This is a genomic window from Caballeronia sp. LZ034LL (genome assembly GCF_031451215.1).
Lineage (GTDB): Bacteria > Pseudomonadota > Gammaproteobacteria > Burkholderiales > Burkholderiaceae > Caballeronia.
Genome location: NZ_JARUXR010000002.1, coordinates 1277729 through 1297729, shown reverse-complemented (window position 1 = coordinate 1297729; position 20001 = coordinate 1277729). Strand labels below are relative to the sequence as shown.

General features: G+C 65.1%; 18 protein-coding genes. 8 read left to right on the top strand and 10 right to left on the bottom strand.

Going from position 1 to position 20001, the window contains the following annotated elements; translation table 11 throughout:
* Positions 1 to 13 precede the first annotated feature (13 nt).
* On the top strand, positions 14 to 1282 hold the full coding sequence (locus QCE83_RS20415; RefSeq protein ID WP_309814980.1) for an FAD-dependent oxidoreductase: 1269 nt from the start codon (positions 14 to 16) through the stop codon (positions 1280 to 1282).
* Between the two features lie 23 nt (positions 1283 to 1305).
* On the opposite strand, the gene QCE83_RS20410 is transcribed toward QCE83_RS20415, so the two are convergent.
* Positions 1306 to 2055, bottom strand: a complete 750-nt coding sequence (locus QCE83_RS20410) for an SDR family oxidoreductase (protein ID WP_309814978.1) — start codon at positions 2053 to 2055, stop codon at positions 1306 to 1308.
* 248 nt (positions 2056 to 2303) lie between these two features.
* Here QCE83_RS20410 and QCE83_RS20405 point away from each other — a divergent pair, with 248 nt between their 5' ends.
* Genes QCE83_RS20405 through QCE83_RS20375 form a run of 7 tightly spaced genes read left to right on the top strand, consistent with a single transcriptional unit; the run spans position 2304 to position 10163 of the window.
* Entirely contained in the window at positions 2304 to 3671 is a 1368-nt protein-coding gene (locus QCE83_RS20405; protein WP_309814976.1) for an LLM class flavin-dependent oxidoreductase, read from the top strand.
* 26 nt (positions 3672 to 3697) lie between these two features.
* Positions 3698 to 4774 (top strand): ABC transporter ATP-binding protein, encoded by a 1077-nt coding sequence (locus QCE83_RS20400; protein WP_309814973.1) that lies wholly within the window; start codon positions 3698 to 3700, stop codon positions 4772 to 4774.
* Positions 4771 to 5676, top strand: a complete 906-nt coding sequence (locus QCE83_RS20395) for an ABC transporter permease (protein WP_309814970.1) — start codon at positions 4771 to 4773, stop codon at positions 5674 to 5676. The genes QCE83_RS20400 and QCE83_RS20395 overlap by 4 nt, the downstream gene beginning before the upstream one ends.
* Positions 5673 to 6491, top strand: a complete 819-nt coding sequence (locus QCE83_RS20390) for an ABC transporter permease (protein WP_309814967.1) — start codon at positions 5673 to 5675, stop codon at positions 6489 to 6491. The genes QCE83_RS20395 and QCE83_RS20390 overlap by 4 nt, the downstream gene beginning before the upstream one ends.
* A gap of 39 nt (positions 6492 to 6530) precedes the next feature.
* Positions 6531 to 7601: an ABC transporter substrate-binding protein gene (locus QCE83_RS20385; RefSeq protein ID WP_309814964.1), complete on the top strand. Its 1071-nt coding sequence runs from the start codon at positions 6531 to 6533 to the stop codon at positions 7599 to 7601.
* 19 nt (positions 7602 to 7620) lie between these two features.
* Positions 7621 to 8850, top strand: coding sequence for an acyl-CoA dehydrogenase family protein (locus tag QCE83_RS20380; protein WP_309814961.1), 1230 nt, complete (start codon positions 7621 to 7623; stop codon positions 8848 to 8850).
* A gap of 14 nt (positions 8851 to 8864) precedes the next feature.
* The gene (locus QCE83_RS20375; protein ID WP_309814958.1) at positions 8865 to 10163 is read left to right on the top strand and encodes an NtaA/DmoA family FMN-dependent monooxygenase; all 1299 of its coding nucleotides are present in this window, start codon (positions 8865 to 8867) and stop codon (positions 10161 to 10163) included.
* 14 nt (positions 10164 to 10177) lie between these two features.
* On the opposite strand, the gene QCE83_RS20370 is transcribed toward QCE83_RS20375, so the two are convergent.
* From QCE83_RS20370 to QCE83_RS20330, 9 genes are all read right to left on the bottom strand, one after another.
* Positions 10178 to 11365: an acyl-CoA dehydrogenase gene (locus QCE83_RS20370; RefSeq protein ID WP_309814955.1), complete on the bottom strand. Its 1188-nt coding sequence runs from the start codon at positions 11363 to 11365 to the stop codon at positions 10178 to 10180.
* A gap of 24 nt (positions 11366 to 11389) precedes the next feature.
* Complete coding sequence (locus QCE83_RS20365) at positions 11390 to 12112, bottom strand: ABC transporter ATP-binding protein (RefSeq protein WP_309814951.1); 723 nt, start codon at positions 12110 to 12112, stop codon at positions 11390 to 11392.
* A 3-nt stretch (positions 12113 to 12115) separates the two neighbouring features.
* Positions 12116 to 12931, bottom strand: a complete 816-nt coding sequence (locus tag QCE83_RS20360) for an ABC transporter permease subunit (RefSeq protein WP_309814946.1) — start codon at positions 12929 to 12931, stop codon at positions 12116 to 12118.
* 19 nt (positions 12932 to 12950) lie between these two features.
* A complete protein-coding gene (locus QCE83_RS20355; protein WP_309814944.1) occupies positions 12951 to 13934 on the bottom strand; it encodes an aliphatic sulfonate ABC transporter substrate-binding protein in 984 nt (327 codons plus the stop codon).
* Positions 13935 to 13945: 11 nt separating this feature from the next.
* The gene (locus QCE83_RS20350; RefSeq protein WP_309814940.1) at positions 13946 to 14719 is read right to left on the bottom strand and encodes a class II aldolase/adducin family protein; all 774 of its coding nucleotides are present in this window, start codon (positions 14717 to 14719) and stop codon (positions 13946 to 13948) included.
* A gap of 222 nt (positions 14720 to 14941) precedes the next feature.
* Positions 14942 to 16315, bottom strand: coding sequence for a cytochrome c (locus QCE83_RS20345; RefSeq protein ID WP_309814936.1), 1374 nt, complete (start codon positions 16313 to 16315; stop codon positions 14942 to 14944).
* 10 nt (positions 16316 to 16325) lie between these two features.
* On the bottom strand, positions 16326 to 18104 hold the full coding sequence (locus QCE83_RS20340) for a GMC family oxidoreductase (RefSeq protein WP_309814932.1): 1779 nt from the start codon (positions 18102 to 18104) through the stop codon (positions 16326 to 16328).
* A 4-nt stretch (positions 18105 to 18108) separates the two neighbouring features.
* On the bottom strand, positions 18109 to 18840 hold the full coding sequence (locus QCE83_RS20335; RefSeq protein ID WP_309814929.1) for a gluconate 2-dehydrogenase subunit 3 family protein: 732 nt from the start codon (positions 18838 to 18840) through the stop codon (positions 18109 to 18111).
* A 380-nt stretch (positions 18841 to 19220) separates the two neighbouring features.
* Entirely contained in the window at positions 19221 to 19460 is a 240-nt protein-coding gene (locus QCE83_RS20330) for a hypothetical protein (protein WP_309814926.1), read from the bottom strand.
* Between the last annotated feature and the right edge of the window lie 541 nt (positions 19461 to 20001).

Genomic DNA, 20001 nt, shown 5'->3' with positions numbered 1-20001 from the left:
CTTTCTCTCTTCGATGCACAGCACGCCTTCCTCTTCCATTGCCACTGACGTCGCCGTCATCGGCGCAGGCATCGTTGGCCTGGCGGTCGCGCATCATGTGCGCAAGCGGGGCCGCAGCGTCACGCTGATCGATCGCGCCGAGCCTGCATCGCAATGTTCCATGGGCAATGCCGGCGCGCTCTCTTACCACTCGGTCGCGCCGCTGGCCATGCCGGGCGTGTTGAAGAACGCCATGTCGATGCTGCGCGACGAAGACGGCCCGCTCTATCTGCCGCCGTCCTACTTGCCGCATGCAGCGGGCTGGCTCTGGCGTTTCGTGCGATCGGCGGGTGAAGGCCGCGTACGCGAGATCGCGGGCTCGCTGAGTGCGTTCTTCGCCAGTGCCGAAGCGGATCACCGTCAACTCGCGGAAGAGGCTGGTTATGCATCCGGCCTGCGGACGACGGGACAGCTGCACCTTTACCGCTCGGATGCGCAACTGGCCAAGGATGCGCTCGGCTGGGCGCTCAAGACAGAACACGGCGCAAGGCTCACGCGTTTGTCGGGCGGCGCGATTCAGGACATGGAGCCCGACGTTTCACCGGACTACACGCTGGGCCTGTTCGTCGAAAACGATCACTCGGTGCTCAATCCGCACGGCTATGCGCTTGCGATTGCACGCGCCGTCATGCAGGCGGGCGCGAGCTTCAGGCGCACCGAAGTGAAAGCGCTGCGTCCCGATTTGCAAGGCTGGGCGCTGACCCTCGCCGACGATTCGACCTTGTTCGCCCGTGACGTGGTTGTGGCGGCGGGTGCCTGGTCCACGCAATTGCTCGCGCCGCTTGGCGTGCGTGTGCCGCTGGAGTCGCAACGCGGTTATCACGTCCACGTGCCGGAGAGCGGCACGCGCCTGTCGCGCACCATTGTGCTGACTGACCGCAAGGTCTTCATCACGCCGATGGACACCGGCCTGCGCATCGCGGGCACGGTGGAATTCGGCGGACTGGTGCGGCAAGCGAATCCGCGCCGCGCGGCGTTGCTGGCGCGGCATGCGAAGGAAGGCTTGCCCGCGCTCGATCTGCTCGGCGGATCGAGCACCTGGATGGGCCACCGGCCCTGCATGCCGGACTCGATGCCGGTGCTCGGCGCGGTGCCGCGTCACGCCGGGCTATGGCTTGCTTGCGGTCACGGGCACCTCGGACTGACGGGCTCCGCGACCACCGGGCGTCTGCTGGCCAAGGCCATTCATGGCGAGCCCGCGCCCGAACTCGATCCTTTCTCGATGTCGCGCTTCGGCGGCTGATCGTTCGGTAATCAGACCATGCCTCACGCATAGGGCGGCCCGCCGCCATCCACATACAGCCGCGTGCCGGTGACGAAGCGCGCTTCATCCGACAGCAGATAAGCGACCGCCGACGCGACGTCTTCCGGCGTGCCCGGGCCATCGAGTGCGGTGAGACGCGTGGGTTCCGCGTCGTTCTGGCCCGACGCCATCGACGCGAAACGCGGCGACTGGATCGGCCCTGGCGCGACGGCATTGACGCGCACGCCATGCGGCCCGTATTTGCGCCCGAGTCCTTGTACGAGCAAGTCGAGGGCCGCATTCACGCTCGAACCCGGAAAGTGATTCGGCGGCGGCGCGATGCCGCCGCGTCCCGAGATCGCGACGATCGCCCCCTTGCCCTGCGCGATGAAGCGCGGCAGCGCAGCGCGTATGGGCCGCACGGAGCCGAGCAGCTTCGCATCGATGACGCGTTGCCAGTCGGCGTCGGTGAGGTCGAGGAAATCGCCGAACGCGCCGACATTCGTGCTCAACACGAGGCCGTCCAGACGCTGGAAGCGCTCTTCGATCTGCCTGAATGCTTCGCGCACGCGCGCATCGTCGGCGACATCGACCGACAAGGGCACGACGCGCGGCAAGTCGGCGAACAGCGTGTCGTCGACATGACGCGACGACGCCACCACGTGCGCGCCCGCCTCGGCGAGCCGCCGCACGGTGGCCGCGCCGAGCGCGCCGAAAGCGCCCGTGACCCAGTACACGCGGTCTTTGAAGTGTTCCTGATCCTGGCTGGACATGGTTGAAGTCACCGTGGCTGAAAGCCTGCCATGGTGCTGCTGCGCGTGAACGGAACCAACGGATGATTTCGCGAAAGCTTCGGAGCCTCGCGTGGCTAAGTTATCCATGCGGCCTGCGATGCCCAATGCAGCCGCGACGCGCTTTCCTTAGCAGACATAGTTGGTTGGTTGCAGGCCGGCGCGCTTCTAGTCTGTATGGCTCCGAATTCGTCGGCGCTGATCGCTGACCGCTGACCGCAGGCCCGCACATGACCACACATCTGCATTTCAACGCGTTTCACATGAATGCGCCGGCGCATTCGTGGGCCGGATTCTGGCGGCATCCGCGCGACCGCTCGCTCGAACACAACACGCTCGGCTACTGGGTCGAGCTGGCGCAGACCGCCGAGCGCGGCCTGTTCGACGGCGTGTTTCTCGCCGATGTCTTCGGCATCTACGATGTCTACGGCGGCGGCGTGGACGCCACGCTGTTCTCGGCTGCGCAATCGCCGTCGCACGATCCGCTATTGACCGTACCCGCAATGGCGCACGCGACGAAGCATCTGGGCTTCGGCGTGACGGCGAACCTGACCTACGAGCATCCGTACCAGTTCGCGCGGCGTTTCTCGACGCTCGATCACCTGACCGGCGGACGCGCGGGATGGAACGTCGTCACCGGCTATCTGGAGAGCGCGGCGCGCGGCATGGGACTCGACAAGGCGCGCGAGCACGACGAACGCTATGCGGCCGGCGAAGACTTCCTGGAGGCCGCCTACAAGCTGTGGGAAGGAAGCTGGCTGGAAGGCGCCGTGGTGCGCGACAAGCGATCGGGCAAGCCGTACACGGACCCGTCGCGCATCCGTCGCGTGCTGCATGAAGGACCGTATTTCCGCGTCGATGGCTTCAATCTCGTCGAGCCCTCGCCGCAGCGCACGCCGGTGCTGTACCAGGCCGGTGCGTCCGGACGCGGCAAGGCGTTCGCGGGCAAGCATGCCGAATGCGTGTTCCTCGAAGGCCAGACGCCCGCCATCGTCGCGGCTGCGGCGCGCGACATCCGCGCGCATGCCGTCGATGCCGGCCGCGCCGCCGACGATCTTCTGCTCTATCTCGGTGCAACGGTGGTGGTGGCGCGCACGTCGCAGGAAGCACGCGAACTGCACGCCGAATACGCGGAATACGTCGATACGCTCGGGCAGCTGGCGCTGGTGTCGGGATGGACGGGCATCGACTTCGCGGCCATGGATCTCGACGAACCGATCCGCTATGTGAAGAGCAACGCGCTGCAATCGACCGTGGAGAACCTGACGAAACGGGCCGGGCGGCCGATCACGCCGCGCGACATGACGCGCTTCGACCAGACGGGCGGGCGTGGACCGTTCATCGTCGGCAGTCCCGCCGAGGTGGCTGATCAGCTGATCGCCTGGGCTGATGAAACCGGCGTCGACGGCTTCAATCTGCGCCGCACCGTGATGCCGGAAAGCCTGCATGCCTTCGTCGATCTGGTGGTGCCCGAGTTGCAGAACCGCGGGCGTTATCGCACTGCTTATGCGGAAGGCACCTTGCGCGAGAAGCTGTTCGCGGGACGCGGGCCGCATCTGCGTGACACCCATCCGGGCGCGCGTCATCGCGCGATCTGAACGCGGCTTGCGAAGAAGGATTCATCATGGCAACTGTCCAGCTGCATAATGTCGTGAAGCGCTATGCCGGCGCACCTGTCGTCGATACGGTTTCGCTTTCCGTGCGCGACGGCGAATTCCTCACGCTGCTCGGCCCGAGCGGCTGCGGCAAGACCACCTGCCTGCGCATGGTCGCGGGCTTCGTGCAGCCGGATGCGGGGTCGGTGCATATCGGCGGCGAGGACGTGACGCGCGTGCCCGCGCACCGGCGCAACACAGGCATGGTGTTCCAGCAGTACGCGCTGTTCCCGCACCTGACGGTGGCGCAGAATCTCGCGTTCGGTTTGCGCATCCGCAAGCTGGCGAGCAAGGAGATCAAAACGCGCGTGGCCGAAGCGCTCGCGCTCGTGCGCCTGTCCGGCTATGCGGACCGCTATCCGGAGCAACTGTCGGGTGGACAGAAACAGCGTGTCGCGCTGGCGCGGGCGCTGGTCATCAATCCGCGCGTGCTGCTGCTCGACGAACCGCTCGGCGCGCTCGACCAGAAACTGCGCGAGGAATTGCAGGCCGAGATCAAGCGCATTCAGCGCGAAATCGGCATCACGACGATCTTCGTCACGCACGATCAGAACGAGGCGCTCAGTCTCTCGGATCGCATTGTGGTGATGCGGCAGGGCGTCATCGGCCAGATCGGTTCGCCGCAGGAGTTGTATGACCGGCCGGTGGATCGACACGTCGCGAGTTTCATCGGCAAGATCAATCTGCTCGAAGTCGCCGCGTCGCACGTGGACGGCAACGGCCTCCTGCATGTGCGGGCCAGGTCCTCCGAAACCTTCGAGGTCGATCTCGAAGGCCGACCCGCGCCACGGCCCGGCGATCCGCTGCTGCTGGCGCTCAGGCCGGAACGCATCAGGATGGGCGAGGGCGCGGCGAACCGCGTGCAGGGCCGCGTCGAACTGGCGACCTATGCCGGCGACGGCTGGTATCTCGAAGTCCGTACATCCGCGGGCGATCCGCTGATCGTGCGCACCACGGGCCGCGCCGCGCCCGTGCCCGGCGAGCATGTCGCGCTGGGCTGGGAACGCGGCGACGGCGTCCTGCTGCATGACGAGGTGTCCGCATGAGCGACGACACGCTGCTCGTCGCAACGGAACTCGCCCGTGCGCCCGCGCAGCCATCCCTCGAACGGCGGCGGCAGGCGGCCTATGGCGCGCTCGCGTTGCCGGGACTCGCGTTCCTCGGCGTGTTCTTCGTGGCGCCGCTCGGCTATCTGCTGGTGCTGTCGCTGCATGGCGGCGGCTCGCTGGGACGGGTCGATGACGCCTGGACTCTCGCGAACTACGTGCGCTTCCTGTCGGACGCGTACTACCTGCATATCCTGCTCGATACGCTGGGCTTCGGCGCATTGACCGCGCTGATCTGCGCGGTGTGCGGCTTTCCGTTCAGCTACTGGCTGGCGCGCACACACTCACGCTGGCGCACGCCGATGCTCTTCGTCACCGTCCTGCCCTTGCTCATCAGCGCGGTGATTCGCAATCTCGGCTGGATTCCGGTGCTGACCGAGCACGGCATGCTCAACAGCGTGCTGTTCGCGCTCGGCGTCATCAAGACGCCGCTCGAATGGATCTTCAACTATACCGGCGCGCTGATCGGCATGGTGCATGTGGAGTTTCCCTTCATGGTGCTGATGCTGACCGGCGCGATCCGCAAGATCGATCCGGCGCTCGAAGAAGCCGCCATCAATCTCGGCGCGACACCTGCGCAAGCCTTCGTGCGCGTCGTGCTGCCGCTGTGCCGGCCCGGACTCGCGGCGGGTGCGTCGATGGTCTTCATGGCCGCGATCAGCGCGCTGGTGACGCCGGGAATACTCGGCGGGCATCGCGTGATGTTCATGGCGCTCTATATCGATCAACAGATGCATAACGTGCTCAACTATCCGGTCGGCTCCACCGCCGCCATGCTCACGATGTTCGCCGCGCTTGCGTCGATGTGGCTCGCGCTGCGCGTGAGCGGAGCGCGCACATGAACGCCGCCGCTTCCCTCCTGCCCAAATGGCTGCTGCGCATCGCGATCTTCGCCGTGCCGGTGTTCCTGCTGCTGCCGTTCGTCGGCATCGTCGGGGCATCGTTTTCGAAGAGCGGGGCGCTCGCGTTTCCGCCGAGCGACTGGACGCTTGCGTGGTATCGCGGCATTGCGCCCGGCTGGTACGACGCGCTGCGCTACAGCGTCTGGCTTGGCGCGGCGACCACGGCGCTCGCTACCGGCGTGGGCGGGCCGCTCGCGCTGTCGATCGTGCGCGGGCGCTTCGCGGGCCGTGGCCTCGTCAATGCGCTGTGTGTTGCGCCGCTCGGTGTGCCGACCATCGTCATCGCGGTGGCCGGCTTCAAGTTCTTCATGCTGACCGCGCAGTTCCAGGACATCGGCCTGAACGGGACGACGGCCGCCATCGTGCTGATGCAGGCCGTCTTCACGTTGCCGCTCGTGGTCCGCGCCGTCATCGCCAGCTTCGCGCACTACGACAACGCGCTCGATGAAGCCGCACAGAACCTCGGCGCCACGCCCTGGCAGGTGTTCTGGCGCATCACGGCGCCGCTCATCGCGCCGGGTGTGATCGCGGGCATGTTGTTCGCGTTCGTCCTGTCCTTCGACGATGTCGTCGTCGCGTGGTTCATGGGCGATCCAAGCCGCCCGACACTGCCCGTCAAGCTGTTCAACGCGATGGAAGTCGAGTTCGACAACGCCATCACGGCGCTGTCGACATTGATCGTCGCCTTCTGGGCGGTGCTCGCGCTCGTGCTCAACCGCTTCTTCCATCTCGAACGCATGTTCTCCCGGCGCTGAGTGCGCTTCATCCATCTGCTTATCAACCAAAGGCTCATTTTGAAAGTATTCGGCAAACTCGCGTTGGCGCTGGTCGCCTCTCTCTTCACGTACGTCGCGCACGCGCAAGGCGCCGATCAGAAGGACGTCGTGTTGCGTGTGTCGTCGTGGGGCGGCAAGTCCACGCAGACGCAGATCAAGTATGCGGGCGACATCTTCACCAACAAGACCGGCGTGAAGGTGCAGTTCATCGATGGCGCGTCGATCGATCACGTCGCCAAGCTGATCGCCGCGAACGGCCGCAACGTGCCCTATGACGTCGTGCTGCTCGATGGCGACGTGCGCGCGCAGGCCATCAAGGCGGGCGTGCTGCAGAAGCTCGATCCGGCGAAGGTGCCGAATACGCGCTTCGCCTTCGACGAAGCGAAGAACGCGCAAGGCTATGGCCCGGACTTCGACTTCGTGTCGGCGATCTTCGTCTACAACGCGGACAAGTTCGCGCAGGCGGGCATTCCCGCGCCGACTTCGTGGAAGGATCTGTGGAACCCGAAACTCGCGGGGCACGTCGCGTTGCCGGATCTGGCGAACGGCGCGGGGCGCGCGTTGCTCATCGAGACCTCACGTCTCAATGGCGGCGACGAAGGCAATCTCGACAAGGCCGTCGCCGAGATTGCGAAGGTCAAGGCGCGCACGTTCTGGCAGACGTCGCAGCAAGCGGAACAGCTGATCAAGTCGGGCGATATCTGGCTGACCGTCATCGCCGATGGCCGCGCGTATGCGCTGCAGGACGCCTACAAGGCCGCGCGTGCGGTGCGTCCGAAGGAAGGCTCGATTGCGTTCGCCTCGACGGCGGACATCGTGAAGGGCACGCCGCATCCCGAACTCGCCGCGCAGTTCCTCAACGAGATCTATGGCGCGCTGTATCAGCTCGGCAATGCGACGGACTTCTACTACGGCCCGACCAATCGCCTGCTGACGCCAGTCATCGACAGCGATCCGCAACTCGCCGCCAAGCTCATCTACAAGCCCGAGCAGGCCAAGACGCTCTATCACCCGAACTGGGACAAGTTCTGGGCCGCGCACGAACGCGCGCAGGACTTGTGGAACCGGACCATCGTGTCAGGCCGCTAACAAGACGAGGAGCATGGCGATGAACCAGATCGATCCGGCGCGTTTCGACGATATTCCCGCGCGCCTGCATCGCGCGCTCGACGTAGCGACGCCGCTGCTGAAGCAACGTGCGGCGCAAGTGGACGAAGCCGCGTCTTATCCGTACGAGCAGATTCGCACGCTGCATGAAGCCGGTTTGCTCACTGCGGGCTTGTCGCGTGCACGCGGCGGCGCGGACTTTGGCCGCACGACGAGCTTCGCGCATTACTTCGATACCGTCACCGCGATTGCCCGTGCATGCAGCAACACGGCGCAGTTGTTCACCGTGCAGACGGGCGCGCTGTTCTCGCTCGAACTGCTGGGCGAAGCTACGCTGGTCGATGAAGTGGCGCAGGCGGTGCACGAGCAAGGCGCGACTTTCTGCTTCACGGCCGCCGAACCAGACGAACGCTTCACTTACGACAACAAGCGCATCAACATCAAGTCGAGCGCGGAACGGCTCGCCGATGGCCGCTGGCGCGTGAAAGCGGAGAAGGCGTTCGCGACGGGCTCGGTGGGCTGCGGCTTCGCGCTGTTTCAGTGCGCGACGGTGAGCGCGGACCCGAACCGTCCGCCCGAGTCGGTGCTGGTGGTGCTGCCGCGCAAGCATGAAGCGGTGCGGGTGCTGGATACGTGGGACGGCATCGGTCAGCGTTCGACGACCAGCGGCAAATTGATTGTCGATGAAACCATTATCGATGCACGGCAGATCGTCGGCAATCCGGCCAGCGTGCCGGCAGCGGCGATCTTCGCGCCGTTCTATCAGCTCGGCTTCGCGGCGATTCTCGCGGGCATCGGCGAAGCGGCGCTCGACGACACGCTGCATTTCATCCATCACGTGCAGAAGCCGACCAACGGTTATGCGCGCGCGGCCGAAGAACCGGCGCTCCAGGCGCATGTCGCGGACGTGCGCATCGCGCTCTCGGCGAGCCGTGCGCTGATTGCCGAGGCGGCCCGCAAGATGGACGCCTTCACGCGCGGCGAAGCGGATATCGCCGATGTCTTCGTCGCCGTCTATCAGGCCAAGGTGCATGCGAGCGGCAGTTCGATCGAAGCGGGTTCGCGCCTGTTCCAGATCGGCGGCGCGCGCTCGGCCACCCGCAGCGTGGCGGCGGACCGGCACTGGCGCAATGCTCGCACGCTCTCGTTGCACGATTCCGTCGACAAGCAGAAGGGCATCGTCGCGCGGCATGTGCTGGGCGTCGAGCGCCCCAACGTGTCCACGCGCTGACGAGGAGGCGAACCGTGCTGCTGGCCTTCTTTCTCTCGCATTCGGCGTCGCCGCATACGGTCGGGCAATGGCGGCTGCCGCGCTCGTTCCAGGGCTATCGTTATGATCGCGCGCCGTATTGGGAGCATGTCGCGCGCACGGCGGAACGCGGCGGCATCGACACGATCTTCCTGTCGGATTCCTACTCCATCTACGAGACCTATCGCGGCGACAGCGACGACACGCTGCGCTGGGCCGTGCAGTGTCCGCGTCACGATCCCTTGCCGCTGATTTCCATCATGGCGCGCGTCACGCAGCGTGTCGGGCTCATCACGACCTTGAGCACCGCGTTCCTGCCGCCGTACTGGGTCGCACGCCAGTTCGCGACGCTCGATCATCTGACTGAAGGTCGCGTTGGCTGGAATCTCGTCACGACAGCCGGCGAGCCGGAAGCGCGCCAGTTCGGCCAGGCGCTCGATGAACACGACACGCGTTATCGCCGTGCCGATGAATACCTGCGCCTGTGCCAGACCTTGTGGGAGAGCTGGGAGCCGGATGCAATCGTCGCGGATGGTGCGTCGGGCGTATTCGCGGATCCGTCGAAGGTCGCGAAGATCAAATTCGACGGCGAGTTCTTTTCGAGCCACGGACGCTTCACCGTGCCGCGATCGCCGCAGGGCAGGCCGCTGATCGCGCAGGCGGGATCGTCGAGTGCGGGCGCCGCTTTCGCGGGCCGTCACGCGGATCTCGTGTTCGGCTTGCGGCATTCGGCGCGCGGCATGCGCGAGTTCGTCGACAAGGTGAAGGGCGAAGCGACGCAAGCCGGACGCCACGCCGATGACGTGCGCATCCTGTGGGGCATCGTGCCGATCGTCGGGCAGACGCACGAGGAAGCGTTGCAGAAGCAGCAGGCGATCCGCGACAACGTGACGGTGGAAGCCGGCTTGACGATGCTCTCGGCCTTCCTCAATACGGACCTTTCGCGCTTCGATGCGAATGCGCCGTTTCCGGATATCGGCGGGACGAGCGGCATACGCGGACATCTCGCCACCATCACCGAGGACTTCGCGCCGGATACGCCGCTCGGCGAGATCGCGCGGCATTTCGCGGCGGGTCAGGGGCCGCATGTGGTCGGCACGGCGGCCGAGGTGGCGGATCAGTTGCAGAAACTGCTGGACGAAGGCGGCGGCGATGGCTTCATCTGCATCACGCATGCGCTGCCGGCCTGCATGGACGAATTCGTCGATCTCGTCGTGCCTGAGTTGAAGCGGCGCGGTCTGCGTCCTGAAACCTACGAGCACGCGACACTGCGTGAACGCGTGCGCGCGGGATGACGTGGTTGCAAGGATCAGAAGTATGAGAGGTTGGGCAGCGGTGTGTCGTGCGTCGCCTGACGGCCTATCGCGAGCGCCTTGTAGATCAGCGGATTGTGCGCGGTCACCGTGCGCAATGCGCGCCAGTGCCGGTCGAGCCGCTTGCCGATGCGCGTGCTCGATGCACCGCCCACTTCGAACAGTTCCCCCGCAGCGCGGATGGCCAGATCGTCGATGACGACCTTGGTCTTCGCCGTGCTCGCGGCTGCTTGCTCGAACGCATGCGACGAGACATCGCCGGAAGCTGCGCTCGCGAAGCCGCGTTCCAGCCATTGCGTCGCTTCCAGCACGCCGACGCGCGCCAGATGCGCGACGCTTTCCAGCCGTCCGATCACGCTCAGCAACAAGGGATCGTCGCCCGGCACTTCCGCGACCGCGTGATAGAAGTTGCGTTCGCGCGACTTGAGCAGCAACGCGGCATCCTTGACCACGCGTTGCAGCACGCCCGCCACCACCGCCGAGAGATACAGCTGCGCGAACGTCGCTACATAAGGAAGCTTCGTCACGTTCTCGTTGTCGATGATCTCATCGGGCGTCACGCGCACATCGGTGTACGTGGTCGTTCCGCTCGCCGTGAACTGCTGGCCGAAACCGTCCCAGTCATCCGCTACGTACACGCCTTCGCGGGTCGCCGGCACGACGACCTTGACCGGCTTGCCTTGCGCATCGACGGCATAGACATGGATATGGTCCGCGTACAGATTGCCGGTGCTGTAGAACTTTTGGCCGTTGAGGCGCAGGCCGTCCGCGCCGTGCGTCACGGCGGTTTCGTAGTCGAAGTTGCCGACATTGCGCTTGCCCAGTTCCGTCGCCGACGCGCCGAACGTCTCGCCGCGCGCGACGCGATCAATGAAGGTCTCGTAGACCGGCACGCGCGTGCGATCGATCAAGAGGCCTTCGACGAAGTTCAGCGGATTGCGGAACGCATGCGCGACGTTGGGATCGGCGGCGGCGAGATCGATGACGAAGTCGAACAACTGCACGAGCGTGATGCCCGCGCCGCCACGGTCGCGCGGCAAGCGCAAGGCGCCCAGGCGCGCGTCTTTCAGGCGCTGCATCGTCGCCTTGAAGGCGGCGGTGTCGCGGTGCGGAGTGGCTTCCTGTTCGGCGACCCACGGCAGCAGTGCGCGCAGGTCGCTCAGTTCGAGATGGGCTGTAGTCACGGTTTCAAATGAGGTAAAGGAGCTTCAAGCGGTTTCAGCAGCCACGCCGAGCGCGGACAGCAGACGTTCGCGCAAGGCGGCGAAGGCGGGATCAGTCGGACGGCGGGGACGCGGCAGATCGATCTCGATGTCGCTGCCAATGCGGCCGTGCTCCAGCATCACCACACGGTCCGCGAGCAGCAGCGCTTCATCGACGTCATGCGTGACGAGCAGCACCGTCGCGTCGTGCGCCTTCGATACCTGCGCGATGAGCCGCTGCATCTGGATGCGGGTGAGCGCGTCGAGTGCAGCGAAGGGTTCGTCGAGCAGCCAGACTTTCGGATCGCGGACCAGCGCACGCGCGAGCGCGACGCGTTGCGCCTCGCCGCCCGACAGAGTCAGCGGCCACGCATCGAGCCGATGCGCCACGCCCACTTCCTTCAGCGCCGCGGCAATCACGGCGCGTGCATCGGGTTTGCGCAAGCCGAGGGCGAGATTCTGTTCGACCGTCTTCCACGGCACCAGACGCGGTTCCTGGAACACGACGGCGCGCTTGTCGGGTACCCGGACGGTGCCGACGGGTGCACTGTCGAGCCGGGCCAGCGTGCGCAGCAAGGTGGACTTGCCGGAACCGGAGCGCCCAAGCAAGGCGACGAAGGCGCCGCGTTCGATGTCGAGATCCAGACGGTCGAGCACCGTGTGTTCGCCGAAGCGCCGCGTCAATTGACGCACGCGGATCAGAGGTTCGGTTGGAGTGTAGGTCGCCATGACTCAGTCCTTGATGACCGCGGGACGCCATGCCAGCAGGCGCCGTTCGGCGGCGCGCACGAGGGCGTCGGTGAAGAGGCCGAGCAGCGCGTAGATCAGCAGGCACGCCATGATGATGTCGGTGCGCATGAAGTTCTGCGCGTTGATCGCGAGATAGCCGATGCCGCTCGACGCATTGATCTGCTCGCCCACCACCAGCGAAAGCCACGCGATGCTGAGCGAATAGCGCAGGCCGACGAGAAACGAAGGCAGCGCGCCCGGCAACACGATATGCACGATCTGTTCGGTGCGCGTGAGGCCGAGCGTGCCCGCCATTTCGATGATCTTCGCGTCGGCGCCGCGAATGCCCGAGAACAGGTTCAGATACACGGGGATCATGCAGCCGAGCGCGACGAGTGCAATCTTGGGCGTCTCGCCGATGCCGAACCACAGGATGAACAGCGGCACGAGCGCGAGATGCGGCAGGGTGCGGGCCATTTGCAGGAGCGCATCGACGGCGTCTTCACCGCGGCGCGAGAGGCCGGCCAGCAGCGCGAGCGCCACGCCGAGCGAGAGCCCGATGGCCAGTCCGCTGCCCGCGCGCGCCAGCGACGCGAGCAGATGCATGCCCAGCTCGCCGCTGGCTGCGAGTTGCCATAGCGTGGCGGCGATCTGCGAAGGCGACGAGAAACGTCGCTCGCTGACGAAGCCGGTCGTGGCGGCAAGCTCCCATGCGAGCAGCAGTGCGGCAGGGACCGCGAAGCGCTGCCAGCGAACCCGCGGCTTGCGCCGTGCGAGCGGCGCGCGAGGCGCATCGACGGCGATCGTGGGATGAGACATGACGAATCTCCGTGAAGGTTCAGGCGGTGGTGGCGAGTTGTCCGTCGAAGGCCGCGCTGATATTGCCGATCGACTGCTTGATCATCCCGTAGCGATAGAAGCCGTCAGCCGACTGTTGCAACGCGCGACGGACGTCTGCATTGAGCGGTGCGGGCGTCGGCTTGAAGTCGGCGAGCAGGGAGCGCGCGGTGGCGGGATCGAGCTTCGTGTCCTTGACGAGCGCGGCCGCTGCTGCATCGACGTTGGCGAGCGCCCAGCGTTGCGCGCGTTCGCTGCGGGCGAGGAAGTCGCGGATCGCATCGCGCTTGTCGCGCGCCGCTTTCTCGTGAACCAGCAGGAAGTTGTTGCCGCTGAAGAGGTTCGGCACATCGCTCAGATTGGCGATCGGATATGCGCCGTTCTGCTGGATGGCGAGCGTGGAGTAGGGCGCCCACGTGAGCCACGCATCGACCGCGCCGGATGCGAACGCGGGTTTCGCTGCGGTGGGATCGAGGAACACGATATTCACGTCGCTGCGCTTGAGGCCCGCCTTTTCCAGCAGGCCGTAAGTCATCAGTTCGGGGCCGCCGCCTGCGTTCACTGCGAGCTTCCTGCCCTTCAGGTCAGCCACGCGTTTGATGCCTGAATCGCGTTGCGCGAGCAGCGGAATGAAGCTCGGCGCGAACGTGATGGCGCTGACCGCGCGCGCCGGGCAGCCGGCGGCGTAGGCGAAGAGAAACACGACATCGCCGGTCTGACCGACATCGAGTGCGTCCGCATTGAAGGCTTGCAGTTCCTGCTGGCCTGCGGGGAACTTGCTCCATTCGATTTCATACGGCAGGTTCTTCGCTTCGCCGGAGGCCTCGAGAAACGCCTTCCAGCCGATGGAGTTCATGTCGCCCACGCGCAGCACCGTCGCGGCGCGCGCCGGGCCGCCGATCATGAAGCCCGCTGCGGCGGCAAGCCCGCCCGCCACGAGCTTGCGACGGTTGGGAGAGGCGGGTCGGTCGTGTCTGGATGTCATGCTGTCGTCGCTCAATGTTCATAGCCAGGGTTGTGTCGATCGACGAGCCGCTTGAGGGCCTCGAAATGTTCGACGTGATAGGGACGCCCGGACCACGCCGCACCCTCGCGCGCGTGCTCGGTGTATTGACGATGCACCAGGTCCTGCTGCTCCTGTGACAGCAGCCGCAGCGGCTTGCCGGTGGAATACGCGAGGATCTGGAAGCGCGCCGCGCGTTCGAGCAGATACAGCCGGTCATAGGCTTGCGAGACGCTGCGGCCGGTGACGATCACGCCGTGATTCGCGAGGAACAGGATGCTTTTGTCGCCCAGCCGCCGCGCGAGACGCCGGCCTTCAGCGATGTCGTAGGCGAGGCCGTTGTATTCGTCGTCGTAGGCGATATGGCGCAGCAACAGCAGCTCCGCCTGGCCGATGGGCAGCAGACGCTGATCGGCCAGACGCGTGAGCGCTGTCGTATAGGGCATGTGGGTGTGCAGCACGGCGGCGTGCCGGACCGGATCGGCCTGATGGATCGGCAGATGGATGCACAGCGCCGATTGCTCGACCACGCCTTCTCCCGCGATGCGTTGCGCATCGTAGTCGAGCGTCAGGAAGTCGCTGGCCTTGATCTCGGACCAGTGACGTCCGAAGGGCGCGACAAGAAAGCGTCCGCGCGGATCGGGCAGCGACAGCGAGAAATGATTGGCGATGCCTTCGTGCAAGTCCTGCATCACCGCGATGCGATGCGCCGCGGCCAGATCGATGCGGCCAGTGCGTTCGACCTCGGCAAGGTCTGCTTCAGCCATGCGTGTGAACTCCCTACGGTGACGGATCGTGCAGCCGCAGGCGCGATGAAGCCAGCGCGCGGCACTGGCACGACCATAAGTCAGCCGAAGCAGCGTTCAAACGAATGGATTGTTCGATCTATATCAGGGCATGCGCGTCGAGCTTATGACGCGGGGATCGAAGAGGCAGGCGAGGGGAGAGGCGCGGGTAGGACGTGACTGTCATACCCGCGTGGTGTTGCCTTACTGGTTTTCAGCGCGCACCGGTTGAGCCGACGCGTGGATCGCCTTGCGTTCCTTCGCAACCTGCTCCACCGACACAGCCGGTGCGTAATTGCCCCAGCTCGTGCGCACGAAGGTCAGCACGTCGGCGATATCGCGGTCGGTGAGACGTTCGGCGAAACCGGGCATCGCGTAATGCGTCGGGGCCGCCTTGGTCCACGGCATCGCGCCGCCCTGAAGCACGATATGAATCAGCGAGGCGGGATCGTCGGAGTTGACGGCGGTCGAGAGCGCAAGCGTCGGGAACGTCGCGTCATAACCGCTGCCGCTCGTGCGATGGCACGCCGCGCAGTTGTCGACGAAGGTCAGCGCGCCATTGCCGCGATCCGTGCCTGCACGCAATGCGTGCGCGGCATCGGCGTTGGCGGCCAGCGGCTGCGACGAGGCATCCACGGGCGCGAGCGTCTTCAGGTATGCGGCGATCGCGCCGAGATCGGCATCGCTCATGTGCTGCGTGCTGTTCTCGACCACTTCAGCCATGCCGCCGAACGCCGCCGTATGCGCGGTGCGTCCGCTCTTCAGGAACGCGACGATGTCCGCTTCGCTCCAGCTCGCGAGACCGTCCTTCTTGTCGCCGCGCAGGTTCTTCGCGAGATAGCCGTCGATCACGCCGCCCGACAGGAAGGTGTGGCCGTCGTCGGTCAGCGCCTTCTCCTGCAGGCCGACTCCGCGCGGCGTGTGGCATGCGCTGCAATGCGCGAGACCTTCGACGAGATAGCGTCCGCGCGCCACCGGATCGGCGGGCAGCGGCGTATCGTCGACGACCACGTCCGGCGCGAAGGCCATGCGCCAGAAGCGCAGCGGCCAGCGCATCGACAGCGGCCAGACGATGTCCTCTGCGCGGTTCGCCTGATTCACCGGCTGCACGCCTTGCATGAAGTACGCGTAGAGCGCCTTCACGTCCGACGGCTTGACCTTCGCGTAGGAGACATAGGGCATCGCCGGATAGAGCGACGAACCGTTCTTCGCGACGCCATGACGCACGGCGTTGTCGAAGTCCTCGAACGAGTAGTCGCCGATGCCGGTTTGCTTGTCGGGCGTGATGTTGGTCGAGTAGATGCGGCCGATCGGCGAATCGATGCCGAGCCCGCCCGCGAACGGCTTGCCGCCCTTGGCCGTGTGACAGGCCACGCAGTCTGCTGCCGCCGCGAGATAGCGGCCTTTCTCGATCAGTGCGCGGTCAGCGTCGCTGGCGGCTTGCGCCTGCGGCTGCGCGACTTTCGTTTCGACGCGCGGCGCGGAGGCCGGTTGCTGCGCGAACGCGAGCGCGGCCCATGCGGCGCCCGCGACGATTGCCGACGACACTGCGGTCATCGTGAGTTGTTTCTTCGTCATCGCCGTGTCCTCAAGCCTGAACCAGCGGAGCGCCAGGGTTCTTCAGATATTGCTCGCGGATCGCCTTCGCCGAGTGATAGGCGAGCGCGGCCACGATGCCCGTCGGGTTGTAGCCCATGTTCTGCGGGAACGCGGAGGCGCCCATCACGAACACGTTGGGCACGTCCCAGCTTTGCAGGTACTTGTTGACGACGCTCGTTTCCGGCGACGACCCCATCACCGCGCCGCCCGTCGTGTGCGTGGACTGATAGACGCGGGTGTCGTAGTGCTGGCCCTTCTTGCGGATGGCGCGGAAGTACTTCTCCGGCTTCATCGCCTTCGCCACGTCTTCCATGCGCGTGCCGATGTAGTCGAGCATCGCGTATTCGTTGTCGTGCCAGTCGAAGGTCATGCGCAGCAGCGGCTGGCCGTACTTGTCGCGGTAGGTGGGATCGAGGTCGAGATAGGCATCGCGATACGGCATCACCGAACCCGAGATGCCGATGGTCATGTGGCGCTGATAGGCATCGGTGACGCCCGCTTTCCAGCCGCTGCCCCAGTTCGGCGTACCCGGAATGGTGGGCGTCTGCTTGATCGGACGGCCGCCGTAACGGATATGCCGCACGCTCGCGCCGCCGACGAAGCCGAGCGGACCGTGATCGAACTGATCGCCGTTCAGGTCGTCCATGCCGACGCCGCCCGCGCCCGTGCCGATGAACGGATTGAGCTGCGTGCCCTTGGGCAGCATCACGTTGATGCCGCCGTTCATCTGATACGCGTAGTTGCGGCCGACGGTGCCCGTGCCGGTGCGCGGATCATACGGCTTGCCGATGCCCGACAACAGCAGCAGACGCACGTTGTGCATCTGGAAGGCCGCGATGATGACCAGGTCGGCGGGCTGTTCGACTTCACGGCCTTGCGCGTCGATGTACTGCACGCCGGTCGCGGTCTTGCCGTCCGGTGCGAGCAGCACCTTGGTGACGTGCGAGCGCGTGCGCAATTCGAAGTTGGGCTTCTTGAGCAGCACCGGCAGGATGGTGGTCTGCGGCGAGGCCTTCGAATACATGTAGCAGCCGAAGTCTTCGCAGAAGCCGCAGAAATTGCACGGTCCGAGGCGCACGCCATACGGGTTCGTGTACGGCTGCGAGGTATTCGCGGCGGGCGCCGGATACGGATGGAAGCCCACTTCGCGCGCGGCCTTTTCGAACAGCTGCGCGCCGAGGCTGTTCTTCAGCGGCGGCGTGGGGAATTCGGAGGTGCGCTTGCCTTCGAGGGCATTGCCGCCGGCCTGGATCTCACCATTAAGATTGCCTGCCTTGCCGGACGTGCCGAAGACCTTCTCCGCGAAGTCGAAGAACGGCTCCATCTCGTCGTAGGTCACGCCGAAGTCCTGCACTTGCATGCCTTCGGGGATGAACTTCTTGCCGTAGCGCTCTTCATAGCGCGTGCGCAGTTGCAGTTCTTCCGGAAGCATGCGGTAGTGCATGCCGTTCCAGTGGAAGCCCGCGCCGCCGACGCCGTTGCCCAGCAGGAACGACCCGTTCTGACGATACGGCGTGGCCAGATCGTCGACGCCATGACGGATGGTCACGGTTTCGCCCGAGAGGTCCTGGAAGAGTTCGCCACGCACGGCGTACTTGAGTTCGTCGATGACCTTCGGATAGTTGGCGTCCGTTGGCGTATCGCGCATTGCACCGCGTTCGAGTGCGACGACGTTGAGACCTTCATCGGTCAGTTCCTGGCCGAGAATGGCGCCGGTCCAGCCGAACCCGACGATCACGCAATCGACCTTGTCTTTATTGATTGCCACCTGCTTACCCCCGCCTGCCGTCGATCGATACCGGGCCGTACGGATACTTGACGCCCGGCTGATCGATCCAGTCCATGAAATCTGCCCGGGCGCCCGGGAAGCCGACCATCTTCCAGCCCACCATGTCCTTGTTGCCGCCGTAGATCGGATCGGCCAGGAAGCCTTCCTTGGTGTTGCCGAGGAGGTAGGAGAAGAAAGTGCGCGCGGGCACGACGTCGAATTCGATCTTCGCGTGCTCCATCTCGCCGAGGACCGTTTCCTGGGTCTTGTGGTCGAGTTGCGCGAAGGTCTTGCCGCCGTACTGCTTCATGCAGTGGTCATCGCAGGACTTGATGCCGTGGCGATAGAGGTCGCGCGGCGCGAGGTTCATCTGGTAGCCCATCTCGGGCGGCTGGTCCGGATGGAACGGGCCCTGCATGTACCACAGCTTGCCGTGGCCATAGGGCGTTTCCATCTGCCGGTCGATGTACTCGTGCACGTTGGCCGCGAGCGCGCCGGGACCGTGATCGTCAGCGGGGATCAGGCGATCGATGGCGGCCTGGATGAAGGCCCATTCGGCATCGGTGAAGTAGGTAGGGGCGTAGGCCTTGGCGCTTGCGGCGGGCGTGGCGGGCGGCGCGGTGTTGCTGCTGCAGGCGCTCTGCGTGAGCGCCGCGCCCGGGACCACGGTGGCCGCGGGCACGATGGCCAGCACCTGCCGCAGGAAGCGACGGCGCGGCTCTTTGTCGTTCGACATGCTCTATCTCGTCTTGGTCGTCTGTGGGGGATGATGCGTGCGTGGCCGGCCGCTTCTGTAGGGGAAGCAGCCCCACGTCAAGGCGGAGCGGGGACGCGCCCGATGCCGTGAAGCGTCGTTAACGACTGTTATGGCTTCGCGGTCTGGCGGGCGGACTGGAATGTGTGTAGCAGGAGCGAACGGTTCTTTGATGCTTTGTTGCTTCAATGCTTTGTTGCTTTCCCCGATCCGGCGTTCGCTTCTTTGGCGCGAAGTTTAGACAGGTCGGATGAATAAATAAACTATATGACGCTATCTTTTGGAAGATAGGTTTTGTTGAGGGTTTTTTAGGCGCCGCATCCGCTGGTGAGGGCGGCGGATGCGGTTTGTGGCCCTGGCGTTCAAAGCAGACGCGGATCCTGTGACTGAGGAGCCGGCTGGCCCGGCCACGTCACCGGAATGTTCCACTCCTTCAAAAGTTCAGCAACACCCGGCCAAGACTTCGGAATGGACGGCGGAAGAGGGCCGGGGTTGCCGTTCGGCGGAAGGGTGATCGTGGCTATGCCGCCGCGAATCGAAGACATCGTGGTGTGAGACAGAGCGTCAGTGCGCGGCAGGTCGGTGATGGTCAGCGTAGACATGATGGGTCTCCAAGCAAAAGTAGAGTGAGTGGCGGGGATGTCGCCGTGCTTTCTTTTGCATGGGGCGTGCCAGTGAGAGTGAGAGTTGTTGCAGGGCGGTTTGCATCGGAAGGATGGGCGTTTGAGGTCGAATTCGCTAGTGGTTCTTTGCGTCACGCGATGGGCGTGGGCAACAGCTCGACCCTCGGGTGTCGGTGTGCGTCAGACATATCCAAAGCATTCGGAGGACGCGGCCGCCGATAGGGTGAGGTACCAGTGCTGACAGGCCAAGGCCGAGCGGCTCGTCGGACAGACTGTACTTCCGCTTGGAAGAAATTCGAGCAGGCCGTTTCGACCAGTTCAAATTTCGCCACGAGACCGACCATCGAACGTGGTTACTCCTGGAGCTTACGCTGCGCGTACTGGGGCTGATCCACTCTGTCGCGGCCTCCTTGGCAAGTAGAATTATGTGTTTCCTGACGCACATACAACGCCGGTGAGCATTGGTCAATGTTTGACCTTGCTCGAAACCCTCGCATAGCTGAAAGAAACTCGATTCCCT